This is a genomic window from Streptomyces sp. NBC_01210, assembly GCF_036010325.1.
Taxonomy (GTDB): domain Bacteria; phylum Actinomycetota; class Actinomycetes; order Streptomycetales; family Streptomycetaceae; genus Streptomyces.
Genome location: NZ_CP108549.1, coordinates 5897679 through 5921741, shown reverse-complemented (window position 1 = coordinate 5921741; position 24063 = coordinate 5897679). Strand labels below are relative to the sequence as shown.

Sequence of the window (24063 nt, the reverse complement as noted above, 5' to 3'; positions counted from 1 at the left end):
ATCGAGAACGAACTACTGCCGCCGGGTGGTCCCGACACGGCCCTTGCGCGGCAGGTACACCAGCGCCTCCGTCGCCGCGAACCGCAGGATGAACGTGGTCAGCAGCGCCAACGTGGTCGCGGGCAGCACAGCCATCCCCAGATGGCCCACGAACAGCGCGATCAGCGGAATGCGCAGCAGCAGATCGGCGTTGGCGAGCAGCGCGAAGCGCCCGACCCGGTCCGCCCAGTGCCGATGCCTGCGCCGGTCCCGGAACAACAGCACCTCGATGAGGAGGAAGTTCCACCCGACGCCGAACTGATTGGCCACGATCTCGGCCGGCAGATAGTGCATTCCGGCGGCCGTCAGCAGATGCAGCCCGAGCAGATTCGGTACGAAGCCGGTGAGCCCGATCAGTCCGAAGGCCAGCATCCGCGCCGCCGGCGAGGCCGTACGCAGCGCCACGAGATGCCCGAGAAAGCGCAGCCCTTCCTTCGCGGTCGACTTGGACTCGCCCGCGAATCTGTCCTGGAAGACGAACGGCACCTCCGCGACCTTCTCGGGACGGCACCGTACTGCCAGCTCCAGCAGGATCTTGTAGCCGAGCGGCTTCAGCACATCGGCTGTCACCACATTTCGGCGGATCGCGAAGAAGCCGCTCATCGGGTCGCTGATGCCGCGCAGCCGGCGCGGGAAGAGCCCCTTGGTCAGCCAGGTCGCACCGCGCGAGACGGCGATGCGGTAGCCGCCGGCGAGGCCCGCGCGGCTGCCGCCGCGGATATAGCGGCTGGCGACGACGAGATCGGCGCCCGACCGCTCGCCCGCCGCCACCAGTTCGGGCACCAGCGCGGGCGGATGCTGGAGGTCGGCGTCCATGACGACGATCCAGTCGGAGCCCGCGGACTTCATGCCATCGACGACGGCGCCGCCGAGCCCGCCGACCGGCGTTTCGCGGTGCAGCACCGCGACCGGAAACGGGCAGTCCTGCGCGGCGCTGCGGATCACCTCCGGGGTGTCGTCCGTGGAGTCGTCGACAAAGACGACCTCGCAGGGCAGCCGGGACGGCACCGATTCGGTGAGCCGGTGCAGCAGCTCCCGTACATTTCCCGACTCGTTGAAGGTGGGGATGATGATGGTGACGGCACCGGGCTCAGCGATCTGGGCGCCGCTGAGTTCCGGATTGCCGAGCTCTTCGGCGCCGGTACGGGGTGTGGTCATCGGGCGCCTCCAGCGATACGGCGGATCTCGATCCGGTCCTCGCCGTCGCCGAAGACGGCGACCGGCTTCGAATGCTCCAGTGCCGCCTTGACGTTGGGCAGATCGACAGCGTCACGCCGGACGGTCGGCGACGACACGACATAGTCGAGGTCCCGCCAGCCGCGCGGCATCGTCTTCGTCACCGCGGGGTCGAGGTCGGCCTTGTAGAACCAGATGGCGCCGGTGCCGGGCTCGAAACCGTCGTGCACCAGGTCCAGCCAGAGCGCGTCGTCGACCAGGACCCGGGTCGACGCGGGGTCGGGCACCTCGTCCTCGAGCCAGGAAGCGGCCGCCCGATAGGGGCCGTTGGCGTCGACGGTCAGGGCGGCGCGGTTGCCGTCGTACCAGCGCGGCACGACGTAGGCGGCCGCGGCGACCGCGAGGAGCCCGGCCACGACGTGGCGAACCACCGGGGCTCCGCCCCGGACCCCGCGCCTCAAACGCAGGCGGGGCTGTTTTTCGGCCCGTCCGGCGTCTGAGGACTGTGGGTCTGCGGACGAAGCCCCCAGCGGGCGCCGCAGGATCGCATGCGCCACACTCGCCGCGCCCCCTGCCAGGACAATCGCCAGGAACGGCAGCGCCTGGATGACGTACATCGCCGGCAGATAGCCGGAAGGGCGCATCGCTACCAGCGCGAGGATCGCCACCACCAGCGAAGGTCCGGCGAGCGCCCGCGCGGTGACCGACCAGCGCAGCGTGACCAGCAGCAGCGCCGCGCCCGCGAGACCGCCGAGCGGCAGCACCCGGTCGTAGTAGAGCCAGGACCGGAAGACGCCGTGCGAACCGGAGCCCGCGTCGAAGATCGAACCGGAGCCCGCGCGGCCCATCTGGTACGTGATCCCGTCGATGAGCGACACATGGCCGGGCCCGGGGAACAGCTCATTGTTGAGCAGCGCGAAAAGCGGATACGACAGGCCTATCAGCGCGCATGCCGTTATCGCTCCGGTCACCGCGAACTTACGGGTGTCGCGATGGCTGTGCCGCCACATCGTCACCAGCAGCGCCGGCAGCACCACCAGCATCGTCTCCTTGGTGAGTACGGAGGTCGCCGCGGCGAGACCGGCGGTGAAGTGGTGCCACAGATGGCGGCTCGGGGACGCGGCCAGGCAGAACGCCAGCAGCATCCACATCACCGCGATGTTGTCCAGGAAGATCTCGCGCTGCAGAACCACGGACAGCGGTGAAAGACCGAAGAGCAGCATGGCAAGACCGGCTGCCCAGCGCGGCAGGAACAGCCTGCGCGCCAGTACGTAGAGGAGCACCGCGCACGCCGCGCTGACCAGCAGCATCGCGAAGCGCATCGATGCCACGGTCATCGTCTCCGGCGCGATCAGCGACGGCAGCCAGGTGAGGAACGCGATCTGGATCCAGCCGAGCGGCGGATGGTCGTACCAGTACGTGTAGTGCGCGAGCCCGTCGCCCTGCTGCACCGCCCAGGCCTGTGCGAGATAGGTGCCCTCGTCGTCGCTGAGGGTCGGGAAGTGCGTGATGTTCCAGCCCTGGACGAGCAGGATCGCGGCCAACAGGCCGGCGCAGAGCAGCAGATCGGGGCGCGAGCTGCGGAACCGTATGACGGGCCGTATATAGCCCGGCGCCTCCGGCCCGGACTCCGCGCCGGAGGAGGGGGCGGCGGACGGGGATGCGGACGGGTCGGCGGAGGTGTCGGCGGAGGTGTCAGGCGCCGGCGGAAGTGTCGTGGTCACCGGTGGGCATCCTCTCGGGTCTCGGTGAGATGCGCGCCGACATGACTGGTCAGCTCCCACTCGTTGCGGCCGCGCTGCTCCCGCCAGACGGCGCGCATCGCGGCACCGGCCAGCAGGACCTGGTAGAAGGGGCCGCCGACGATGAGCTTGAGGTAGTGGACGGCGCGGACGCGCAGCCCGTACTGCTTGCCGAAGTCGTGCAGTCCGACGATCTCGAAGACAAAGGTGACCATCGCCGTGATCAGCGGCAGGAAGGTCACGATGGCGATCCCGACAGGGACGTCGAGAAAGAGCGCGACAGCGGCGTTGACCGGAATGATCACGCCGGAGAACGCCTGCAGGAACGGCGTCATCAAGGTGTAGCGGGCGAGCATCCGCTGCCCGCGTCCCGGCAACTGCTTCCAGTCCTTCTTCCGGTAGACCTGCAGAAAGCCCTGGTTCCAGCGGGTGCGCTGCTTGAGCAGGCTCATCAGGGTGCCGGGGGTCTCCTCGCGGGTGACCATGTCACTGTCGTACGCGACAACGACCTTCTTGCCGACGGAGGAGAGGCGTACGCCCAGGTCGCAGTCCTCGGCAAGGCAGTTCGGGTCCCAGCCGTCCGCCTCGCGCAGCACTTTCGTACGGACGAAGACGGTATTGCCGCCGAGCGGAATGAAGCCCTTCTGGGCGTGCAGATGGAGACGGGAGCGGAACCAGAAGAAGTACTCCAGGCAGTTGCGCAGGCTGTACCAGCTGGAGTGGAAGTTGATCAGCTGTACGCCGCCCTGGACGACATCCGCACCCGTGGAGGTGAAGGCGTGGTCGACATGGGCGAGCAGCTCGGGATGCACCTGGTCCTCGGCGTCGAAGACGCCCACAATGTCACCGCGGCAGTGCGGCAGCGCGGTGTTGAGGGCCTTGGGCTTGTTCTTCACCTCGTGGGTGTCGGTGATCACGCGCACCCGGACGGGGTCACGGGCGGCGGAGCGCTCGGCAACCGCGGCGGTCTCCGGATCGTCATGCCCGACGATCACGATGATCTCGAAGTTGGAGTGACTGGACTCCAGCAGCCGCTCGATCGTGTGCTCCAGCACGGCCTGCTCGTGCCGCGCCGGCAGCAGCAAGGAGAACGAGAGCCCGACACCGCCGTGGGGCCGGTCGAACCGGGTCGCCGCGAGCGTCTCGGGCGTACGCCAGGCATGCATCTGCCACCACAGCGTGAATGCCGCCATCCAGAAAAGCGCCACGGAAATGGCAGCAATGAACACCGATATGAGCACCGAAGGTCCCCCCTTGGACCTGCGCCCCGACAGCAGGACCCCCCTGGCCGGCGACACATCTGTTGCAGGCCCGGCGCGGCACTCCCCAGTACGTACGCCCGGCTACTCCTCGTGCCGAGGACCCTATAGGCGGAAGGTTAAAGTCCGGTGTTCGACTGATAAAAACTGGCGTTCCACTGTTAATTGGCGAGTTTTCGGGCAAGTGCGAATGCGTCTGTTACAGGCGCGTCGCAGGTGAAGTTCCGGCAGACGTACGCCGCCGTGCGGCCACCCATCAGCGGCCTGCCCCTCAGCAGCGGAAACTCCTCACTGTCCGCCTCCCCCACCGCGACCACCGCACCCGGCGCCGGCGCCAGCAGCGCCGTACGGTGCAATTCCCGTGCCGCCGCGTCGTCCTGGGGGCCGACGACAGCCACCTCGCGCGGCCCGTCCAGCAGCGCCTCCGCCACCGCGAGCCCCCAGCCGATGAACCGCGGAGCACGCGGACCGAGCGCCTTCACCACACCCAACGCGCCCTCGGCGGTGGCGCGATGAGCCTCCGAGCCGGTGTGCGCGGCATACGACAGCAGCGCTCCGGCCGCGGCCGTCCAGCCGGACGGGGTCGCACTGTCCGTCGGATCCTGCGGCCGGCGGATCAGCCGCTCCGCGTCATGCGCGGTGTCGTACAACTCCCCGCCCTCGCCGACGAACTGGTCGACGACGATGTCCAGCAGGAACCCCGCGAACTCCAGCCACACCCCTTCACCGCTCACCGCCGCCAGCGCCAGGAAGCCCTCCGCGACATCCGCGTAGTCCTCCAACACCCCAGCGTTTGCGCCAACTTGACCGCCCTTGGAGGTACGGGCCAGCCGCGCACCGCTGTCCATGTGCAGCCGCACCAGCAGATCGGCCGCCTCGGTCGCCCGCTCGATCAGATCCGGCCGCTCGAAATACGCCCCGACCTCCGCCAGCGCGGCGATCGCCAGCCCGTTCCACGCGGCGACCACCTTGTCGTCCCGTCCAGGCCGGGCCCGCTGCGCCCGCGCCGCGAGCAGCCGCTCCCTGATCTCCGCATCCGCTTCGCCGTCCGGGAGTTGAAGGACCGAGGCGCCCTCCTCGAAGGTCCCTTCCTCCGTCACGCCGAAGAACTCGGCGGCCCGCCGACCGTCCTCGCCCCCCAGCACCTCGCGCAGCTGCTCCGGCGTCCATACGTAGAACGCGCCCTCGACATGCTTGCCCGTACCGTCGTCGCTGTCGGCGTCGAGCGCGGAGGCGAAACCGCCTTCGGCCGTACGCAGCTCCCGCACCATGAAGTCCGCGGTCTCCAGCGCCACCCGCCGGGCCAGCTCGGAACCGGTCGCCCGCCACAGATGCGCGTACACCCGGCATAGCAGCGCATTGTCGTAGAGCATCTTCTCGAAGTGGGGCACGACCCACTCGCGGTCCACCGAGTACCGCGCGAAACCGCCGCCGAGCTGGTCGTACATCCCGCCGCGCGCCATCGCCTCACATGTGTCGGCGGCCATCTGCAGCGCGCCCTCGGCGCCGGTGCGCGCGTAATGCCGCAGCAGGAACTCCACGGCCATCGACGGCGGGAACTTCGGCGCACCGCCGAAGCCGCCGTGCCGCTCGTCGTACTCGCGGGTCAGTCCGAGCAGCGCCTGCGCCAGCTCCTCCTCGCCGGGCACACCGTCCCCGCCGTACGCCAGCGACCGCCCGGCCAGATCACGGACGAACTTCCCCGCAACCTCACCGACCTCCTCCCGCCGCTCGCCCCAGGCGGCCGAAACCCCCTCCAGGACCTGCCCGAACGAGGGCATGCCGTGCCGGGACTCGGGCGGGAAGTACGTTCCGAAATAGAAGGGCTCGGCGTCGGCGGTGAGAAAGACGGTCATGGGCCAGCCGCCCTGCCCGGTGGCGGCCTGCACGGCCTCCATATAGACGGCATCGACGTCGGGTCGCTCCTCACGGTCGACCTTGATGTTGACGAAGTGCTCGTTCATGTAAACGGCGGTCGCGTCGTCCTCGAAGGACTCGTGCGCCATGACATGACACCAGTGGCAGCTCGAGTAGCCGACGCTGAGCAGCACGGGCACCCCGCGCTTGCGCGCCTCCTCAAAGGCTTCGCCCGACCACGGCCACCAGTCGACCGGGTTGTCGGCGTGCTGCAGGAGGTAGGGGGAGGTCTCATGGGCAAGACGGTTCGGCATACAGTCCATCCTCTCTCAGGTGCGGTTGATCGTCAGACTCCCTCGCGCTGACGCGCCGTACGCAGGACACTTGTCGCCGGAACAGAAGTGGAACGGAAACCGGGGCTCTCGGAGGGGGACGCACATGCGGGACAGCCATCGGGCCGAAGCCGAGCGGCTGTTGGTACGCGCCGTCGAGGAAGAGGTACGGCGTTCGGGCGGGCGGTCGGACTCGGGTGTGCTGCTGGCACGCGGTCGGGCCGCCCTGGACACCATGGCGGCGAATGCGGGCGAGGAGTACGCCGCGTACGAGCAGGCGCTGGCGGAGGCGGAGGTCGGGCAGCAGCCTCTGGCCGAGAGCTTCAGCCGGAGGAACCTCTCGACTGCCGTGCTGGTGACGGCCGTTACGGCGGTTGCCGCGATCGGTGCGGACATCGCGCTGGGTACGGCGACGGGCACCGCGCTCGGTGCCGGGGCCGTGGTCGCGGTGGCCGGGGCCGCGACCACCGTCGCCAAGGTGACGGCGTCGCACTGGCCGGCCGCGCACCGCAGAGCCGGGGCGCTCGGCCAGCCGGGCGGTGCCGAGCAACTGCGGCTGCAGTGGCTGACCGCGCTGGAGGTACGGGGCATCCGCCCGTTCCTTGATCAGCAGCGGATGCTTGCCTCCTCCACCCGTACGGCGAAGAAGGCGACCGCGGTGCCGCAACTGCGCGGTACGGACCGGAGTGCGGCGGCGCGCCGGCGGTCGGTGCTGGAGCAGTCGTTCGGTCATCTGCCGGAACCGGAGGGTCCGTTCGCGGGCCGCCGGGACGAGATGACGCAGATCGCGCAGTGGGTGCATGCCGCCCGTGCGTCGACGGAGACCAAGCCGACCGTCGTGGTGCTGTACGGGGCTGCGGGCGCGGGGCGTACGACGCTCGCCGTGCGGGCCTCCCATCATCTGAAGGACCAGTTCCGCGGTGCGTGCATCGTCGATCTGCGCGGTGACAGCGAGCAGCCGCTCTCGACGCGCGATGCGCTGCTGCATCTGCTGAACCGGCTGGGTGCGCCGCGCGAGCAGTTGCTGTTCCGGGAGCGGTCGTCGGCGGAGCAGCAGGTGCGGCGGCTGAGCGAGCTGTACCACCAGCATCTGACGGGTCTGCCGGTGACGGTGGTGCTGGACGATGCGAGCGATGCGGCGCAGGTGCGGACGCTGGTGCCGGAGCGTTCGGACAGTCTGGTGCTGGTGACGGCGCGCAGGCGGCTCGAGCTGCCGGACGACATTCCGGCGTGGGTGCATCAGCTGCCGGTGGAGGCGCTGGACGCGGCGGGTGCGGAGGAACTGCTGCGGGCGTCGGCGGAGGATACTTCGACGGGGCCCTACGACGCCCAATCGGCGGACCAGGTACGGGAGTTGTGCGGCGGGCTGCCACTGGCGCTGCGTATCGCGGGTTCGTCGCTCGGCACGCGCACCGCTCATCAGCTGGCGGCGGATCTTGGTGCGTACGGTCCGGTGGATCCGGTCGAGCGGGCGTTGTGGCTGCGCTACACCGACCAGTCCGAGCAGGCGCGGCGGCTGCTGCGCCGGCTCGCGCTGGCCGGGCGGGCGTCGTTGGGCGCGGCCGCGGCGGCGGCGCTGCTGGCCACGGACGAGCAGGAGTCGCAGCGGCTGCTGTCGGAGCTGGCCGGTGCGGGCCTGATAGATCATGTACGGGCCAGCCGTTTCCGGCTGCACGATGTCGTGCGGTCCTTCGCGCGGGCCAGGCTGCTGGACGAGGAGGAGGCGGCGGAGCGTACGGCGGCTCAGGAGCGGCTGATCCAGAACTACGCGGATCTGGCCGGCGCCGTGATCCGGATGGTGGACGGCAAGATGTCCACGCGTGCGGGCCAGTTCGGGGCGCACGGCTTCTCCTCGCTGGACGCGGCGCTGCGCTGGCTGGACGACGAGTCGAGCTTCATCACCTCGGCGCTGCGGCATGCCGAGGGTGTGAACCAGCAGGCTGTGCTCAATCTGCTGGGTGCGCTCTGCGACTACTGCCTGTTGCGCGGCGATCTGTACCGGCTCGGTGAGATCAGCGAGCTGTCGCAGGCCGTCGACCAGGGGCTGCTGGAGCGTTCCGTACGGTGGCGTACCGGCATCGCGGCCCGCCAGCTCGGCGAGCTCGACAAGGCGCGTACGACGCTGTCCTCGGTCGTCGGCCTCTACCGCGAGGCGCAGAACGATTCGGGCACGGCACTCGCGCTCTGTTCACTCGGCATCACGCTGCACCATCAGGGCAATCTGACCGAGGCTGCCGCGAAGCTGAACGAGGCGATCGAGCTGCAGTCCTCGGACGAGCAGGCCGAGGACCGGGCGTGGTCGCTGCACGCACTGGCCGCGGTGGAGCGCGACCGGGCCAATATCAACCAGGCGCTGGATCTGCTGGCGACGGCTCTGCGGCTGCACCGGGAGGGCGAGTCGCTGCACGGCGAGGCCTGGACGCATTTCCAGCTGGGCCAGGTGTGTCTGCGGATGGGAGATGTGCCGCGCGCGGAGGAGGAATTGCGTACGGCTCTGGATTCCTACGGCCGTACCCGCGACGGCCGCGGCGAGGCCTGGGCGATGACCCAGCTGGCCCGTGCCCGTCTGGTGGACGGCGATCCGGCCCCGGCGGTGGACCAGCTGCGCCAGGCGCTGTCGCGTCACCGGGACAACGAGGACGCGCGCGGTGAGGCGTGGACGCTGTACTACCTGGGCCAGGCGCTGGAGGAGTGCGGCGACCGCGATCAGGCGGTACGTGAACTTGAGCGGGCCCGCACGATGTTCTCGCGGATGCGCGATGTGTACGGCCTGGCCTGTGCCCGGCATCACTCGGGCCGGGTGACGCGGGACCAGCGGGCGGCCCAGACCGGGAATCTGCGGAACTCCGGCTTCGCCCGCCAGCTCCTGGTGGACGCCCGCGCCGACTTCCGGCGCATCGGTGTCGCACACGGCGAGGCGTGGACGTGTCTGGAGCTGGCGCTGATCGACGGCGGCAACAGCCGTCCGGCTCAGGCGCTGGCGCTGTGCGACGAGGCGGCGGCTCTGTTCACCTCGTACGAGGACCATCGCGGCGCGGACTGGGCGCGCTTTCTGCGCTGCACGCTGTTGCCGTTCGCCTCACCGGGCGGCATCGAGGTCGGCACGGTGGTGGCCCAGGAGGAGCTGGCCGAGCTGATGGGGGCGACGCACCCATCGCGCGACGGCAAGCTGGAGGACTGTGCGGAGGCTCTGGCGGTGATGCTGGAGCGGGGCGTGCACCTGGAGGACGGCTGGCAGGCGTGGCATCTGGGGATGGTGCCGAACCGGCACGCGCGGGAGGTGATGGGCGTACCGGTGACGGCGGCGAAGTAGGCGGACGCCCTGGTGGGGCGGGCCCTTGCGGGGCCGCTGCCCCGGACCCCGCGCCTCAATCGCAGGCGAGGCTTGGTTTGTGCCGGAAATCCAAGCCCGTCCGGCGATTGAGGACACGCCCGGAGGGCGTGCCGGGGTCCGGGCGCGGGGCCCATGGTTTCGGGAAGGGGCGAGGTGGGGGCAGAAGCCCGCCGCAGCCGCCCCGCCCCCGTCACACCGCGGCAGGGCCCGACGTGCCCTTGCCGCCCCTGGGGGCGTCCGCCGCCGGGTCCGGGGCCTCTTCGAAATCGACCTTGCCCATGTGGCGGTTCATCGACTTCATCAGCAGCCACACGCCCACGGCCAGCGCCGCGAAGACGATGAAGCCGAGGACGCCCGGGGTGACCTTGTTGTCGTCGACCTCCTTGGCGAGAGGGACGAGATGCGTCAGTGCGAGGTTTGCGCTTGCGCTCATATCAGGCATTGTCGCGGATGCCCGCGAAGAGGTCGTCCTCGGGGAGGGAGGTATCGACCAGAGACTTGGCGAGCTCGTACTCCTCCGTCGGCCAGACCTTCTTCTGGATGTCCATCGGGACGCGGAACCAGCCGCCGTCCGGGTCGATCTGCGTCGCGTGCGCGATCAGCGCCTTGTCGCGGATCTCGAAGAAGTCGGCACACGGAACGTACGTGGTCAGCGTGCGCTCGGCGCGCTGGAACTCCTTCCAGCGCTCCAGCCACTCGCCGTACGGGGACTCCATGCCACGCTCGAGCAGCGCCTCGTGCAGCGCGACCGTACGGGGACGGTTGAAGCCCTGGTTGTAGTAGAGCTTCTGCGGCTGCCAGACCGGGCCGAACTCGGACTCCGGGAACTTCTCGGCGTCGCCCGCTCCGTCGAAGGCCACCATCGAGATCTTGTGGGTCATGATGTGGTCGGGGTGCGGGTATCCGCCGTTCTCGTCGTACGTCGTGACGACCTGCGGGCGGAAGGTGCGGATGGACTTCACCAGTCGGCCGGCGGCCGTCTCCACGTCCTCCAGGGCGAAGCAGTCCTCGGGAAGCGGCGGCAGCGGGTCGCCCTCCGGCAGACCGGAGTCGACGAAGCCGAGCCACTCCTGGCTGACGCCGAGGATCTCCCGCGCCTCGTCCATCTCCTTCTTGCGCACTTCGTGGATGTTTTTCTCGATGTACGCGTCGCCCTGGAGCTTCGGATTGAGGATGGAGCCGCGCTCGCCTCCCGTGCAGGTCACGACCAGCACGTCCACCCCCTCGGACACATACTTGGCCATCGTTGCCGCGCCCTTGCTCGACTCGTCGTCGGGGTGGGCGTGAACGGCCATCAGTCGCAGCTGCTCAGTCAAGACTCGATCCTCATTGATTCGTCGCGAAATGCCGGTGCCGTCCCGCAGTGACGTCGATGTGGGGCGGCGGTCGGCCGGCGGGCGCAAGACTTCTATAGTGACCGAATCGGGGGCCGGAAAATTCCGGCCGCCCGTCCCGGAAGGAATGATCATGGCTGCGGTGCGCGAACAGCTCCCGGAGGGCCGCTACGGCCGCTCGGCGGACGAGCGCGCCGACCGCAAACTCAAGATCGTGGGCGCGGTCCTGGGGGTTGCGCTGCTCGGGATGATCGGCTGGTTGGGTTACGACTACATCGCGGGCCAGAAGATCAGCGCCGAGGTGATCAAGTTCGACGTCACCTCCGACTCCGAGGTCCAGGTGCACCTGGAGGTGCGCAAGGACACGGAAGCGACCGGCACCTGTACGCTGCGTTCCCGCGCGAAGGACGGCAACGAGGTCGGGCGGCTGGACGTCGCCGTGGACCAGCGGGGCCGGAAGCAGATCGACCAGGTCGTGAAGGTGCGTACAACGGCGCGTGCCACCAGTGCCGAGCTGGTGGAGTGCACCGCCCGCTGAGCCGCCCGCCGGCCGTTTTACTGACGGCGGGTCTCGTCGCTGACCTGCATTGATGCAATTCTGATGGCATTCGTCCTCCCCCTTCCGCCACGAAATTGTTAGGCTCGTGGTTTCGCCCACCCGGGGAGGCACATCCTTTGGGTAGGGCGATGCTTTGTATTCCCAGTACCTACGAGGAGCACCTGTGACCCAGACCAGCGAGAACGTCACCTGGCTCACCCAGGAGGCGTACAACCAGCTGAAGGCCGAGCTGGAGTACCTGTCTGGTCCTGCGCGCACGGAGATCGCCACCAAGATCGCCGCTGCGCGTGAGGAAGGCGACCTGCGCGAGAACGGCGGGTACCACGCGGCCAAGGAGGAGCAGGGCAAGCAGGAGCTCCGTGTGCGCCAGCTGACCCAGCTCCTGGAGCACGCCAAGGTCGGCGAGGCGCCTGCCGTCGCGGACGGCGTGGTCGCGCCCGGCACGGTCGTGACGATCGCCTTCGACGGCGACGAGGACGACACGACGACCTTCCTGCTCGCCTCGCGGGAGTACGCGAGCGCGGACATCGAGACGTACTCGCCGCAGTCCCCGCTGGGCTCCGGCGTGAACGGCAAGAAGGTCGGCGAGAACGCGGAGTACGAGCTGCCCAACGGCAAGACGGCCTCGGTGAAGATCCTCGAGGCCAAGCCGTACACGGGCTGAGACAGAAGGAACACCGGAGGGGCCTGACCGCCGCATGCGGTCCGGCCCCTCCGATGTCTCAGGACCTTCCGGTGTTCCAGCACCCTCCGGTGTTTCACCTGGTGTCAGCGTCCGCTCTCACGCGGTTGCCGAACGGTACTTGCGCACCGACAGCGTCCGGAAGACCACGATGATCAGGACCGACCAGAGCATCGAGGCCAGGACCGGGTGCGCCATCGGCCAGGCGTCGGACGGCGAGGCACCGGGGTTGCCGAACAGCTCACGGCAGGCCTGGACCGTGGCGCTGAAGGGGTTCCACTCGGCGACGGGCTGCAGCCAGCCGGGCAGATTGCTGGATTGCACGAACGCGTTCGAGATGAAGGTGACCGGGAAGAGCCAGATCAGACCGCCGGAGGTGGCCGCCTCGGGCGTCCGGACCGAGAGTCCGATCAGTGCGCCGATCCAGGAGAAGGCGTAACCCAGCAGAAGCAGCAGCGCGAACGCGCCGAGCGCCTTGGGAATGCCCTCGTGGATCCGCCAGCCGACCAGCAGAGCGACGATCGCGAGGACGACGACGGTCAGCGCGGTCTGGACGAGATCCGCGAGCGTACGACCGGTGAGGACCGCGCCGCGGGCCATCGGCAGCGAGCGGAACCGGTCGATGAGGCCCTTGTGCATATCGTCGGCGATGCCCGCGCCCGCACCCGCCGTGGCGAAGGTGACGGTCTGGGCGAAGATGCCGGCCATCAGGAACTCGCGGTAGACGTCCGGGTCCGTGGTGCCGCCGACATTCATGGAGCCGCCGAAGACATAGCTGAACAGCACCACGAACATGATCGGCTGGATCATCCCGAAGATGATCATCTCCGGGATGCGGGTCATCCGGATCAGATTGCGCTTGGCGACGACGAGCGAGTCGTTGACGGACTGGACGACGCCGCCGCGGGGCCTCGGCGCCTCCGGCTTCAGGGCTTCCGTGGTGGTGGTCACTTCACGCTCTCCTTCCGGGACTTCTTGCCCTTGGCCGCCACGGCGTCCTCGGGTTCGCCGTTCTCCTCGTCCTGGAGCTCGGCGGCATGGCCGGTGAGCGAGATGAAGACGTCGTCGAGGGTGGGGCGGCGCAGACCGATGTCGTCGATCTCGACGCCCCGGGTGTCCAGTTCGCGGATGACCTCGGCGAGCAGCTTCGCGCCGCCGGTGACCGGGACGGTGAGCTTGCGGGTGTGGTCGGCGACGGCGACATCGCCCTTTCCGAGGCCGAGCAGGACCTCGCGGGCAGGGGCGATCTGGTCGCGCTCGTGCACGACGACCTCGACGCGCTCGCCGCCCGTCCGGGCCTTGAGCTCGTCGGCGGTGCCGCGGGCGATGACCTTGCCGTGGTCGATGACGCAGATGTCGTCGGCCAGGTGGTCGGCCTCTTCGAGGTACTGGGTGGTGAGCAGCAGTGTCGTACCGCCGCCGACCAGTTCCTGGATGACCTCCCACAGCTGCATCCGGTTGCGCGGGTCGAGCCCGGTGGTGGGCTCGTCCATGAACATCACGGGCGGGGAGACGACCAGGGCGGCGGCGAGGTCGAGCCGGCGGCGCATACCGCCGGAGTACGTCTTGGCCGGGCGGTCGGCGGCGTCCGCGAGGTTGAAGCGGTCGAGCAGCTGGACTGCCCGTGCCTTCGCGTCGCGCGCGCTCATCTGGTAGAGCTGGCCGACCATCTGGAGGTTCTCACGGCCTGTCAGATACTCGTCGACCGCGGCGAACTGGCCGGAGAGGCCGATGCAGCGGCGGACTTCGTTCGGGTGCTTCAGGACGTCGATACCGGCGACGACTGCCTTGCCGCTGTCGGGCTGCAGCAGGGTGGTCAGTACGCGCACGGCGGTGGTCTTGCCGGCTCCGTTGGGGCCGAGAAGACCCAGGACCGTACCTTCCGGGACGTCGAGATCGACACCGTCCAGAGCCCTTACTTCGCCGAAGGTCTTGACCAGACCTTCGGCGTATATGGCGCCTGGCATATGGGTTCTCCAAGGTGGTGACAGGTGGGTGGGTTCTTGGTGCGAAAACTTGGACGTGTACGTCTTCCAGCGCCCGGCGGGAGCATGGCAGACCCTCACCGTAACGCGATACATCGCGACACTCAAGACTGTGTCGCGAGGCAGTGATGTCCGAGGCCACGTCCCGAGACGTGTCCCGAGGCGATGTCCCGAAGCGATGTCCCGAGGCGATGTCCCGAGGCGATTCGCGAGGAAGTGACGGCGAGCGCGTGCCCCCGGCTCAGCCCGTGATCGTGTAACCCGCCTCGCGCAGCGCCGTCGCGACCTCTTCGCAGTGCTCCGGGCCCTTCGTCTCCAGCTGCAACTCCACCTCCACCTCCGTGAGCCCGAGCCGCGGATCGGTCCGTACATGACTCACGTCAAGCACGTTAGCGTCGACCACTGACAACGCCGCCAGAAGTGCGGCAAGTACTCCCGGCCGGTCCGTCAGACGCACCCGCAGCGAGAGATAGCGGCCCGCCGCCGCCATGCCGTGCCGCAGGATGCGCTGCATCAGCAGCGGATCCACGTTGCCGCCCGACAGCAGGGCGACAACCGGCCCCTGGAACGACCGCGGGTCACTCAGCAGCGCCGCCACCGGACTCGCCCCGGCAGGCTCGACAACGAGCTTGGCCCGCTCCAGGCAGAGCAGCAGCGCGCTGGAGAGCGCGTCCTCGGTGACCGTACGGACCTCATCGACGAGATCGCCAATGATTTTGAACGGAACGTCGCCGGGCCGGCCCACCTTGATGCCGTCCGCCATCGTCGTCGGCGAATCGATCGACACCGGATGCCCGGCGGACAGTGACGGCGGGTACGCGGCCGCCCCCTCCGCCTGCACACCGATCAGCTTCACATCGGGACGCAGCGCCTTCACCGCCACCGCGATACCGGCCGCGAGCCCGCCACCGCCGATACCGATGACGATCGTCCGCACCTCCGGGCACTGCTCGAGGATCTCCAGACCCACCGTGCCCTGCCCGGCGATGATGTCCGGGTGGTCGAAGGGGTGGATGAAGACCGCGCCCGTATCGCGCGCGTACTCCTGCGCCGCGGCCAGAGTCTCGTCGATGACCTGGCCGTGCAGCCGCACCTCGGCTCCGTACTCCCTGGTCGCGGCGACCTTCGGCAGCGGCGCTCCCATCGGCATGAACACGGTGGAATGCACGCCGAGCAGCGAGGACGCCAGCGCCACACCCTGCGCGTGATTGCCGGCGGAGGCGGCCACGACGCCCGCCGCGCGCTCCTCCGGGGAGAGGCCGGCGATCCGTACGTACGCGCCGCGCAGCTTGAACGAGCCGGTGCGCTGAAGGTTCTCGCACTTGAGGTGGACGGGCGCGCCCACCAGGCGCGACAGATGCCTGCTGCCCTCCATCGCGGTGGTCCTCGCGACCCCCGAGAGCATCTTCTGTGCACCGCGGATGTCGTCGAGAATGACGGGACGCAAGGTGCCAGACGTACTGAAGCTCATGACGCCCAGTCTCGCAGCTCATCGACCCGACGGCCGCCCGGATCCCGTGCTTCCCCACTGGTTTGTGCAGCGCTGGTACGCACCGGGTGAAGGCCGCGTACTCTGTCCCCCACCAACCGACCACCGCACGAGAGAGCCCCCTAGCCATGCCCACCTCTCAGGACATGACGACTCATCTCGACCCCGGCCTCCTCGATGCCCTCCAGCACCAGGTCGCCGTCTTCGCCCGCCGCGCGGAACAGACCCGGCTCGGCGGGGTCGGCCAGGTCCGCAACTCCATGGACCGCGCCGCCTATCTGCTTCTCAACCGGCTCGACCTGGAAGGCCCGATGGGCGTCAAGGCGCTGGCCGCGGGGATGGGCATCGACTCGTCGACCGTCACCCGCCAGGTGGCGCCGCTCGTCGACACCGGCCTGGTCAAGCGCACCTCGCACCCGGAGGACGGCCGTGCGGTCGTGCTCCAGCTGTCCCCGCGCGGCCAGGCCAGGCTCGAAGAGGTCCGCTCCTCGCGGCGCGAGCTGATGGCCCAGGTGACGGACGGCTGGACGGAGACGGAGCGTGAGTCGTTCTGCACTCTGCTCACCCGCTTCAACTCCGCGCTCTCCGCACGCCAGTCCGGCCTGCCGCCCGTGGATACGGAGACGCCGCCGACCTCTTGACCCCGGTAGCGCATCTGCCTCTATATGAGGAGGTGAGCGAGCGGCAGACGGCCCAGAGACGTCGCCGGGCCCGGGAGTTCGAGGCATTCGTCGCGGGCGCGGCCGGCCGACTGCTGCATGCGGCGACGCTGCTCACCGCGGAGGCGCCCGGCGTCAGTCCGCACGCGCAGCAGCTGCTGACCGCCGCGCTGGCCCATACGTACGCCGAGTGGGACCGGCTGCGCGGCGAGGACCCGTACGACCGCACCCGCCAGGAACTCGCCGCCCGCTTCGCACGCAGCGGCTGGCGCCACCACAAGACGCACGGCGGCGTACTGGAACGCCTCACTCCGCAGGAGCGCCTGATTCTGGTGCTGCGCCTGTACGAAGGGGTGGCCGAGGAGCAGACGGCGGCGCTGATCGGACTCCCGGTGGAACGGGTGCGCGCGATCTGCACGCGCGCGATCGCGACGATGCGCAGCGCCCCGCCGGCGCCGCCGCGCGCCCCGGTGCAGGCGGTGTCATGAGCCGCCCGGACCGCAAGGAGGACGAGGTCCGCCGGATGCTGGAGACCCGGCATCCGCCGGTCCCGGCCGATCTGGCGGCCCGCGCCGCGGAACACGGCACCCGCCTGCTGCGCCGACACCGGGCGCTGCGCCGCGCGGCATGGCTGCTGCTGGTGGCGGCTGCGATCGCATTCGCGATCTGGGCGGCGGCGGCGGAGCCGTGGGTCACGCCGCCGACCAAGACGACTCCTCCACTGGAGGGCTGGTAAGCCGCCCCTTTGTCAGGCTATGTCCGGCCTGTACGGATCTATGCTGAAGGAAGCGGCGTACAGACCGACCGAGGAGGTCGCCATGACGAGAAAAGTTGCCGACTGCCGCAAGTTCCCCAGCGAGACGAACTGCTCCCTCACCATCGCCGGTGAGGAGGAGGAAGTCGTGCGGGCCGCCAGTGAACACGCGGTCTCCGTCCATGGGCACCCGGACAGTCTGGAGCTGCGCGGGCAGATCCGCGAGACCCTCGAGGACGAGAAGGTCAGCGCCTGACGTCGTTCGCCGGACGGGCTGGGTCAAGCCCGTCCGGCGTTGCGGACCCACCGGCTGCCGGACCCACCGGCTGCCGCACGGACCGGCTGCCGGACGGACCGGCTGCCGGACGGACGCGGTCAGCCCAGCGCCTGCTTCAGGTCCGCCAGCAGGTCGTCGCCCGACTCGATGCCCACCGACAGGCGCACCAGGTCTCCCGGGACCTCCAGCGCCGAACCCACCACCGACGCGTGCGTCATCCGGCCCGGGTGCTCGATGAGGGACTCGACGCCGCCCAGGGACTCGCCCAGCGTGAAGAGCTTCGCGCGGTTGCAGACCTCGACAGCCGCCTCCTCGCCACCCGCGATCCGGAACGAGACCATGCCGCCGAACGCCTTCATCTGCTTCGCGGCGATCTCGTGCCCCGGGTGCTCCGGCAGCCCCGGGTAGAGGACCTTGGTGACCTTGGGATGCTTGGTGAGCATCTCGGCGACGCGGCCGGCGTTCTCGCTGTGCCGGTCCATACGGACGGGCAGGGTCTTGATACCGCGCAGCACCAGCCACGCGTCGAACGGGCCCGCCACCGCGCCCATCGCGTTCTGGTGGTACGCCAGTTCCTCGCCGACCCTCTCGTCCGCCGCGATCAGCGCACCGCCGACGACGTCCGAGTGCCCGCCCATGTACTTGGTGAGGGAGTGCACGACGATGTCCGCGCCGAGCGCGATCGGCTGCTGCAGATAGGGGCTGGCGAAGGTGTTGTCGACGACGAGCTTCGCGCCCGCACCGCGCGCCACGTCCGCCACGGCCGCAATGTCGGTGATGCCGAGCAGCGGGTTGGAGGGCGTCTCGACCCAGATCACCTTTGTCTTCGGGGTGACCGCGGCACGTACCGCCGCCGGGTCGGAGGTGTCGGCCACCGACCACTCCACGCCCCAGCGCGAGACGACCTTCGCGAAGAGCCGGAAGGTGCCGCCGTACGCGTCGTTCGGGATCACCACATGGTCGCCCGGCGCCAGCAGCGTACGCAGCAGGCAGTCCTCCGCCGCGAGTCCGGACGCGAAGGCGAGCCCGCGCCGGCCGCCTTCGATGGCCGCCAGGTTCTCCTCCAGCGCGGTACGCGTCGGGTTGGCGCTGCGGCTGTACTCGTAGCCGCCGCGGAGTCCGCCCACGCCGTCCTGCTTGTAGGTGGAGACCTGGTAGATGGGCGGGACGACCGCACCGGTCAACGGATCCGCGGTGTTGCCCGCGTGGATGGCAAGGGTCTCGAAACTGTGCGAACTGTGCTGGTCACTCATGAGGCCGAGCGTAGTCCCCGCCGTGGCCCCGGACGTGGCCCGGCCCGACCTCTGTCCGGAACACCGACCTCTGTCCGGAACACCCGACCTCTGTCCGGAACAATGGGGTCATGGAGATTCTCTGGTTCCTGATCGCGATGGGTCTGCTGGCCGCGGCCTTCGGTCCCTACCTGCTGCGCCGCCGTTCCGGCATCCGCCAGGTCGCGCCCGGCTCGCCCGACGCCGCCGACCCGGACACATACGGATTTGTGCGCCAGGAGGAGCTGGACATCCGGCTGCCGGGACCTGACCAGGACCTCCTCGACGTACTCGATGTCGTCCAGCGCACCCAGGAGTGGCGGGCCGCCGCCCAGCTGCTGGCCGGCACCCCGAAGGAGGGCGAGGTGCGCTGGCAGCGCGTCCAGGCCTTCGCCGGCGCCGCGTCGCTGGAGCTCCAGCAGCGGCCTGGCGTCGGCGGCGCGTGGCTGCGCGCCTGGCGCACCGAGTCCCCGAAAGACGCGGGCGCCGCGCAGGTACACGCCGAGTTCCTGATGCAGCAGGCATGGCGGTCCTCGACCGCCGGGACGGACGACTTCCGGATCATCCTGGAGGAGGCCCGTGCGGTCTGCGGCGAGGCGGCACTGCTCGCGCCCGGCGACCCGATCCCGTACATCGTCGAACTCGCCGTCGCGCGCGGACTCGGCTACTCCCCCGAGCAGTTCGACCAGGTGTGGGCGAAGGTCATCGACCGCGCGCCGGAGCACATGGGCGCGCATCTGGCCGCGCTGCACTACTGGTGCGAGAAGTGGCACGGCTCGCGCGAGGAGGCGGACCACTTCGCGACAACGGCCGCGGCACGCGCCCCGCAGGGCTCACTCCTTGCCGCGCTCCCGCTCTTCGCGGTGTACGAGCACATCCCGGACGTGGTCCTGGTCCAGGGCTTCTATCAGAGCGCGGTGGTCACGAAGGCGGTGGAGGGCGCGCTCTTCGCGGTGCACTCCGCCCGCGCCGACGACCCGATGCTCGCGCACGTACGCCACCTGCTGATCCTCTTCCTCGTACGTTCGGAGAGGTGGGCGGAGGCGATGAACCAGCTGGTGCGGGTGGACGGCCACATCGGCGCGCTGCCGTGGACGCACAGTGGCGACCCGGCGGCGGAGTACACGGTCTACCGGGCGCTGGCGGTGGCCGGGTACGAGGCGAACGGCGGCAGCCCGGCGACGCTGCCGCGCTGACGCGGCGGGGCGCGTCAGCGGCAGGTCGACGACAGGGCGAGGCACTTCCCCGACCCGGCGAAGGCGTACATCCCGGCCCCCGACGAAGGGGTCCGCAAGGCAGCAGGCTGAGGAATGCCTGGCGGGGTCCGTACGTTCCCCTCTACGGACCCCACACCCTGAGGAGCCCCGCATGTTCCTGTCCCGCCGCACCCCCGAGCTCCCCACCCCTGACCAGGCTCTTCGCGGCCGCCCCGACCCCGAATTCTCCGTCCCCGACCGCCACACGGTGCTGGGCAACCCGCTGCTGGGCCCGTACCCGGAGGGCCTGGAGATCGCCGACTTCGGCCTGGGCTGTTTCTGGGGCGCGGAGCGCAAGTTCTGGCAGACGAAAGGCGTCTGGACGACCTTGGTCGGCTACCAGGGCGGCTACACGCCGAACCCGGCATACGAAGAGGTCTGCTCGGGCCTGACGGGCCACACGGAGGCGGTACGCGTCGTCTTCGACCCGAAGGTCGTCTCGTACGCGGAGCTGCTGAAGCTTTTCTGGGAGTCCCACAACCCGACGCAGGGCTTCCGCCAGGGCAATGACGTGGGCACGCAGTACCGCTCGGCGATCTACACCCACTCCGATTCCCAGGCGCAGACCGCGGCGGCATCGCGGGAGGCGTACCAGAAGGTCCTGATGGGATCGGGATACGGCACGATCACGACGGAACTGCTCCCTGCGGAGGGGCGGCCGTTCTGGCCTGCTGAGGGATATCACCAGCAGTACCTGGACAAGAACCCGGCGGGGTACTGCGGCATCGGCGGGACAGGCGTCAACCTGAGTGCCCCTTCGGAGACCAACTGGGGCCGCTCCTGCCCAACCGGCATCGCACCCGTCGAGGACTGAGAGAACTGGTCCTGGGAAGGCCCCCGCCGCACAGTCGCGGTGGGGCGCTGCCCCGTAAAGGACAAACCGAAGAAGCAGCCAGACGCCGACGATCAACAGGAGTCGTAGCGGTTGCTGTACTTCGCTGCTGTACAAACACTCCGAGGCCCTACCCGGATCCCCGGATAGGGCCTCTGACCTGTTTCGGGGTGGCGGGGCTTGAACCCACGGCCTCTTCGTCCCGAAGCAACTCGGCTGGGCGCTCGACCACGGGCCAGTGCGCCTCTCACCTGTCGCGATGGTCCGTGGGCGTGCGTGCTCGTCCGCCGTTGTCCGTCGGCGTTGTCACGCAGTTAGACACTCACCGCGATGCTCTTCCTCACAGCGACAGGGGCATTGGATGTCAGCCGCGGAACAGCTACGGAAGCGGACAGAGTTCCAATTCCGCGTTGGGTCGATCCGACCATGCCCACCAGACGTGCCGATCCGTGCAACCCAGTACCGTGCGACAGACCCGTTGGCCGTCACTTTCCCGCCTGGACAGCACCATGCCGCCGGAGGCCAACGGCTTCCCACAGGTTGGGCAAGCACGGGCGACTTCAGACGACATGCCACATACCCTACCGAGACGACCTTGCGTGGCCGAGCGCACTGCTTTGTAAGTTCGCCCCCCAGCGGCACAGCGACCATGTTCGCAGGAGTCGAGCTGGACCCTTGCTTGCATCCAAGCACCCTCGTGTCCGCTGACGTACACGTTCGTTGATGTCGAGCATGGATGTCACCTGCCTCTGCTGGCAGATCACTTCTTCCGCCGCTTGCGCGCCTTCCCTCTACGCTGCTCAATCGCGTACGACGACCACTCACCCCTGTGAAGATTGCACCGCGAGGCGCCTACCATGGCCAATCGTTGACACCGGCCTCCACCCTTAGTGGGTGCGCCGCACTTGGACTGCGTGCGTGCCACGTTGGACCGCCCCCTAGATGCCGCTGGTCGTGCCGCCCCTACTCGGTCAGGGTTGTGCCCGACAGCGTCGGAAGGAAGGCGCATGATGGTGTCAGAGGGTGCGTTTCTGGGGCGCATACTCTCCACAGCCCGATCCCAACCCCGACTTCGCACGGCTCACGGAGCTTTGAGCGATCGCTAAGGCCGATTGAGTTCCCCTAGCGTCCGCGCTCAGGGCGTGAGTAGCCTGTCAGATAGGGCTGTTACGCCATCCGCACCCCTCGCGTGCGGCATCCTCGTTCACCTCCATGAGACAGACGTTCCCAACGATGCACCCCTGACCTTTCTGTCGCACGCCAGCGAAGACAAGGACTGCTTTGCCGAGCCCCTCGGTCGTGAACTGGCAAGGCTCGACGTGAAACCTTGGCTTGACGAGTGGGAAATTCGTCCCGGGGATAGCTTGGTCCGGCGCTTGTTCGACGAAGGGCTCGCCAAGGGCGCGGACGAGACCGGCACCAGCACCGACCATAGGGTCACCACCCGGGATGACATCGATGCCGCACCCGTCAGCGAACACGTCCGCACCCTCATGGGCGCCTTGCTGGCGACTCGGCAGTCTCCCCGAATACGAACCCCTGCACCTGCGCACCTGGACCCACACCCTCGGCTACCGCGGCCACATCCTCACCAAGTCCCGCGCCTACTCCACCACCTACGCAGTGCTCCGCGCCGAACGCGCCCACCACGTAGGCCACATCGACATCCCCGACGCCATCACGGATGCCCACTGGCGATACGTCGGCTCCGGCCACACCCCCGGCGCAGCGATCATCGCGGCCGGAATCGCCGAGGACCTGGCGACCAGTCGGGAGGCGCCCCGAGACACTGCCTCCTCCTCGTCTGGGGGCGCCGTTGGTTCCGGATGAGCTACGGCGCCGAGTGGCTGAATCCCGTGGCGGCCGGGGACAACCCACTTTTCCTGCACCTAGCGATATCTCTTTACGCTGACGGCAGTGTCCCAGAATTCTCTAGAACAGCAGACAGACGAAGTGGACTCCTGGCAGCTTATATCGATTATGCCGAGCGCAGGATGGCCCGCAATGGCATTGAGTCCGGCCACTGGCTCGCTTTTATGGCCCACGCCCTCAAAAGTCAGCGGAAGATCCTGTTCTGCCCAGATCGCTATCCGGTTGAATTTCTGCCGATTTGGTTCAAGGAGCTAGCGGAAAGGCGAGTTCTTCTAACGGCAAGCCTGCTTGTCGCCGTACCTTCTTTCATCCTGCGTGGAGCAATGATTCTACTTGCCCCGGACTCGCCAACAAAGACGGCCTACGTCAGCATAACTTTACTGGCCCCCCTAAGTTATGGCTATCTTGCTTGGCGAGTGGTCAAGGAAGACTTGTGGGTTCCTCTGACAGGTCGAAGAACTTCCGTTGTCACGGGCTTGCTGCGGTTCGCGAAGCGAATAGTCCTGGTGGCCGCCATGGAAGGTGCTGCCGCATGGTCGCTCGTGTCGTCCGGTGCTGCAAATGGAACATTCGGCGGTATCATGCTGCTCGCCCTTGTAACGATCACTATGTGGCCGGCTCTCCAAATGGCGCGAGAGTCTGACACTTCCGATCCAAACGAGATACCAGACCGCGTGGGCGGCGAACTTCTCAGTCTGGCCCGTGCCACCGTTATCGTCGCATCTCTCGTAGCAGGCGGAATGTACGTCACGCTCACCGTCATATTCTCTGCACTGAGCACCGTTCCCGCAGTGGGCGAAGGTTTGCTTTACTCCCCCCTCCTTAACGCCTTCTCCTTTATTGTTCCAGTCGCTTTCATTGCTGCTTTGAGGAATGGAGGCGTGGACTTGATCAGAAGACATCAATGCCGACGAATCATGGTCAACTTTGACTACCTCCCCAGAGCTCACAAAGCCGCCCTTGAGGAAATCAGAAAAGCGTCGCTCGTGATTCCACGAAGAGGCGCACTTGAATTTAGGCACGTGTTGATCAGGGATCACCTGGCGGAGCGGCTAGTGGAGGGTGCAGCCCCGCCCTCATTTGTGCACTGCGGTCTTGCTCGCCTACGGAGCAGATCCAGAGCGTCCGTCAAGGGCGGGACTGACACCGCTCCACCTCGCCTTCCAGATGCGGCATGAGATGGCCGTGCGACTGCTCGAGGCGCACATTGCTCGTCGTCGTCCGGCGTGATGACGGCCCGCCATCGTCCGCCTGTCCCCGCTGTTCCCGACCGAACGGGGACGGGTTCCATGTAGTCCGAGCGCGCGATCGCGGTCGGTGGATTCTTGATGGTCCGCGTCAAGCCGCTACCGCT

General features: G+C 68.5%; 21 protein-coding genes and 1 pseudogene. 12 read left to right on the top strand and 10 right to left on the bottom strand.

The genetic code is table 11. The annotated features are described in order from the left end of the window. Positions 1 to 12 precede the first annotated feature (12 nt). The 4 genes from OG735_RS27125 to OG735_RS27110 all read right to left on the bottom strand — a co-directional run bounded on the left by OG735_RS27125 (position 13) and on the right by OG735_RS27110 (position 6387). Positions 13 to 1197 (bottom strand): glycosyltransferase family 2 protein, encoded by a 1185-nt coding sequence (locus tag OG735_RS27125; protein WP_327325741.1) that lies wholly within the window; start codon positions 1195 to 1197, stop codon positions 13 to 15. Continuing rightward, the gene (locus OG735_RS27120) at positions 1194 to 2939 is read right to left on the bottom strand and encodes an ArnT family glycosyltransferase (protein ID WP_327325740.1); all 1746 of its coding nucleotides are present in this window, start codon (positions 2937 to 2939) and stop codon (positions 1194 to 1196) included. Before OG735_RS27120 ends, OG735_RS27125 begins: the two co-directional genes overlap by 4 nt. After that, the gene (locus OG735_RS27115; RefSeq protein WP_327325739.1) at positions 2936 to 4150 is read right to left on the bottom strand and encodes a glycosyltransferase; all 1215 of its coding nucleotides are present in this window, start codon (positions 4148 to 4150) and stop codon (positions 2936 to 2938) included. The genes OG735_RS27120 and OG735_RS27115 overlap by 4 nt, the downstream gene beginning before the upstream one ends. 227 nt (positions 4151 to 4377) lie before the next feature. Continuing rightward, positions 4378 to 6387, bottom strand: a complete 2010-nt coding sequence (locus OG735_RS27110; RefSeq protein WP_327325738.1) for a thioredoxin domain-containing protein — start codon at positions 6385 to 6387, stop codon at positions 4378 to 4380. A 124-nt stretch (positions 6388 to 6511) separates the two neighbouring features. Between OG735_RS27110 and OG735_RS27105 the strand changes: the two genes are divergently transcribed. Continuing rightward, positions 6512 to 9718 carry a tetratricopeptide repeat protein gene (locus OG735_RS27105; protein ID WP_327325737.1) on the top strand — a complete coding sequence of 1069 codons (3207 nt, stop codon included), beginning with the start codon at positions 6512 to 6514 and terminating at the stop codon, positions 9716 to 9718. A 211-nt stretch (positions 9719 to 9929) separates the two neighbouring features. Here OG735_RS27105 and OG735_RS27100 read toward each other — a convergent pair whose 3' ends face one another. Further along, entirely contained in the window at positions 9930 to 10181 is a 252-nt protein-coding gene (locus OG735_RS27100) for a hypothetical protein (protein ID WP_327325736.1), read from the bottom strand. Continuing rightward, positions 10174 to 11055 (bottom strand): mycothiol conjugate amidase Mca, encoded by an 882-nt coding sequence (gene mca / locus OG735_RS27095; RefSeq protein WP_327325735.1) that lies wholly within the window; start codon positions 11053 to 11055, stop codon positions 10174 to 10176. Before mca ends, OG735_RS27100 begins: the two co-directional genes overlap by 8 nt. Positions 11056 to 11206: 151 nt before the next feature. On the opposite strand from mca, the gene OG735_RS27090 reads away from it, so the two are divergent. Together OG735_RS27090 and greA are read left to right on the top strand one after the other, a co-directional pair. Further along, positions 11207 to 11611: a DUF4307 domain-containing protein gene (locus tag OG735_RS27090; RefSeq protein WP_327325734.1), complete on the top strand. Its 405-nt coding sequence runs from the start codon at positions 11207 to 11209 to the stop codon at positions 11609 to 11611. A 184-nt stretch (positions 11612 to 11795) separates the two neighbouring features. After that, on the top strand, positions 11796 to 12296 hold the full coding sequence (greA, locus tag OG735_RS27085) for a transcription elongation factor GreA (RefSeq protein WP_327325733.1): 501 nt from the start codon (positions 11796 to 11798) through the stop codon (positions 12294 to 12296). Between the two features lie 117 nt (positions 12297 to 12413). Here greA and OG735_RS27080 read toward each other — a convergent pair whose 3' ends face one another. From OG735_RS27080 to ilvA, 3 genes are all read right to left on the bottom strand, one after another. Beyond that, positions 12414 to 13265, bottom strand: a complete 852-nt coding sequence (locus tag OG735_RS27080; protein WP_327325732.1) for an ABC transporter permease — start codon at positions 13263 to 13265, stop codon at positions 12414 to 12416. Further along, positions 13262 to 14281, bottom strand: a complete 1020-nt coding sequence (locus tag OG735_RS27075; protein WP_327325731.1) for an ATP-binding cassette domain-containing protein — start codon at positions 14279 to 14281, stop codon at positions 13262 to 13264. Before OG735_RS27075 ends, OG735_RS27080 begins: the two co-directional genes overlap by 4 nt. A gap of 259 nt (positions 14282 to 14540) precedes the next feature. Continuing rightward, the gene (ilvA, locus tag OG735_RS27070; protein WP_327325730.1) at positions 14541 to 15770 is read right to left on the bottom strand and encodes a threonine ammonia-lyase; all 1230 of its coding nucleotides are present in this window, start codon (positions 15768 to 15770) and stop codon (positions 14541 to 14543) included. A gap of 146 nt (positions 15771 to 15916) precedes the next feature. On the opposite strand from ilvA, the gene OG735_RS27065 reads away from it, so the two are divergent. The 4 genes from OG735_RS27065 to OG735_RS27050 all read left to right on the top strand — a co-directional run bounded on the left by OG735_RS27065 (position 15917) and on the right by OG735_RS27050 (position 17457). Beyond that, positions 15917 to 16429, top strand: a complete 513-nt coding sequence (locus OG735_RS27065) for a MarR family winged helix-turn-helix transcriptional regulator (protein WP_327325729.1) — start codon at positions 15917 to 15919, stop codon at positions 16427 to 16429. 32 nt (positions 16430 to 16461) lie between these two features. Continuing rightward, positions 16462 to 16935: a sigma factor-like helix-turn-helix DNA-binding protein gene (locus OG735_RS27060; RefSeq protein WP_327325728.1), complete on the top strand. Its 474-nt coding sequence runs from the start codon at positions 16462 to 16464 to the stop codon at positions 16933 to 16935. After that, complete coding sequence (locus tag OG735_RS27055) at positions 16932 to 17183, top strand: hypothetical protein (protein ID WP_327325727.1); 252 nt, start codon at positions 16932 to 16934, stop codon at positions 17181 to 17183. The genes OG735_RS27060 and OG735_RS27055 overlap by 4 nt, the downstream gene beginning before the upstream one ends. Positions 17184 to 17265: 82 nt before the next feature. Continuing rightward, on the top strand, positions 17266 to 17457 hold the full coding sequence (locus OG735_RS27050; RefSeq protein ID WP_327325726.1) for a DUF1059 domain-containing protein: 192 nt from the start codon (positions 17266 to 17268) through the stop codon (positions 17455 to 17457). A gap of 119 nt (positions 17458 to 17576) precedes the next feature. Here the strand turns inward: OG735_RS27050 and OG735_RS27045 are convergent, their stop codons facing one another. Beyond that, on the bottom strand, positions 17577 to 18731 hold the full coding sequence (locus OG735_RS27045) for a cystathionine gamma-synthase (RefSeq protein WP_327325725.1): 1155 nt from the start codon (positions 18729 to 18731) through the stop codon (positions 17577 to 17579). A gap of 110 nt (positions 18732 to 18841) precedes the next feature. On the opposite strand from OG735_RS27045, the gene OG735_RS27040 reads away from it, so the two are divergent. From OG735_RS27040 to OG735_RS42050, 5 genes and pseudogenes are all read left to right on the top strand, one after another. Then, on the top strand, positions 18842 to 19945 hold the full coding sequence (locus OG735_RS27040; protein ID WP_327325724.1) for a hypothetical protein: 1104 nt from the start codon (positions 18842 to 18844) through the stop codon (positions 19943 to 19945). 172 nt (positions 19946 to 20117) lie between these two features. Continuing rightward, on the top strand, positions 20118 to 20819 hold the full coding sequence (gene msrA, locus OG735_RS27035) for a peptide-methionine (S)-S-oxide reductase MsrA (RefSeq protein WP_327325723.1): 702 nt from the start codon (positions 20118 to 20120) through the stop codon (positions 20817 to 20819). A 1160-nt stretch (positions 20820 to 21979) separates the two neighbouring features. Next, a pseudogene (locus tag OG735_RS42055) lies at positions 21980 to 22159 on the top strand (hypothetical protein); the annotation flags it as partial. Between the two features lie 136 nt (positions 22160 to 22295). Continuing rightward, a complete protein-coding gene (locus OG735_RS27030) occupies positions 22296 to 22667 on the top strand; it encodes a replication initiator (protein ID WP_327325722.1) in 372 nt (123 codons plus the stop codon). Positions 22668 to 23771: 1104 nt separating this feature from the next. Beyond that, entirely contained in the window at positions 23772 to 23939 is a 168-nt protein-coding gene (locus tag OG735_RS42050; RefSeq protein WP_442812496.1) for an ankyrin repeat domain-containing protein, read from the top strand. Positions 23940 to 24063: the final 124 nt, after the last annotated feature.

Excerpts from the sequence above, each read along its gene's own strand:
- OG735_RS27115 (WP_327325739.1), bottom strand. The coding sequence starts at position 4,150 with ATGGCGGCATTCACGCTGTGGTGGCAGATGCATGCCTGGCGTACGCCC.
- OG735_RS27075 (WP_327325731.1), bottom strand. The coding sequence starts at position 14,281 with ATGCCAGGCGCCATATACGCCGAAGGTCTGGTCAAGACCTTCGGCGAA.
- OG735_RS27105 (WP_327325737.1), top strand. The coding sequence starts at position 6,512 with ATGCGGGACAGCCATCGGGCCGAAGCCGAGCGGCTGTTGGTACGCGCC.
- OG735_RS27090 (WP_327325734.1), top strand. The coding sequence starts at position 11,207 with ATGGCTGCGGTGCGCGAACAGCTCCCGGAGGGCCGCTACGGCCGCTCG.
- OG735_RS27125 (WP_327325741.1), bottom strand. The coding sequence starts at position 1,197 with ATGACCACACCCCGTACCGGCGCCGAAGAGCTCGGCAATCCGGAACTC.
- OG735_RS27055 (WP_327325727.1), top strand. The coding sequence starts at position 16,932 with ATGAGCCGCCCGGACCGCAAGGAGGACGAGGTCCGCCGGATGCTGGAG.
- OG735_RS27065 (WP_327325729.1), top strand. The coding sequence starts at position 15,917 with ATGCCCACCTCTCAGGACATGACGACTCATCTCGACCCCGGCCTCCTC.
- OG735_RS27100 (WP_327325736.1), bottom strand. The coding sequence starts at position 10,181 with ATGCCTGATATGAGCGCAAGCGCAAACCTCGCACTGACGCATCTCGTC.
- OG735_RS27110 (WP_327325738.1), bottom strand. The coding sequence starts at position 6,387 with ATGCCGAACCGTCTTGCCCATGAGACCTCCCCCTACCTCCTGCAGCAC.
- OG735_RS27045 (WP_327325725.1), bottom strand. The coding sequence starts at position 18,731 with ATGAGTGACCAGCACAGTTCGCACAGTTTCGAGACCCTTGCCATCCAC.
- msrA (WP_327325723.1), top strand. The coding sequence starts at position 20,118 with ATGTTCCTGTCCCGCCGCACCCCCGAGCTCCCCACCCCTGACCAGGCT.
- OG735_RS27030 (WP_327325722.1), top strand. The coding sequence starts at position 22,296 with ATGCCGCACCCGTCAGCGAACACGTCCGCACCCTCATGGGCGCCTTGC.
- ilvA (WP_327325730.1), bottom strand. The coding sequence starts at position 15,770 with ATGAGCTTCAGTACGTCTGGCACCTTGCGTCCCGTCATTCTCGACGAC.
- OG735_RS27050 (WP_327325726.1), top strand. The coding sequence starts at position 17,266 with ATGACGAGAAAAGTTGCCGACTGCCGCAAGTTCCCCAGCGAGACGAAC.
- OG735_RS27040 (WP_327325724.1), top strand. The coding sequence starts at position 18,842 with ATGGAGATTCTCTGGTTCCTGATCGCGATGGGTCTGCTGGCCGCGGCC.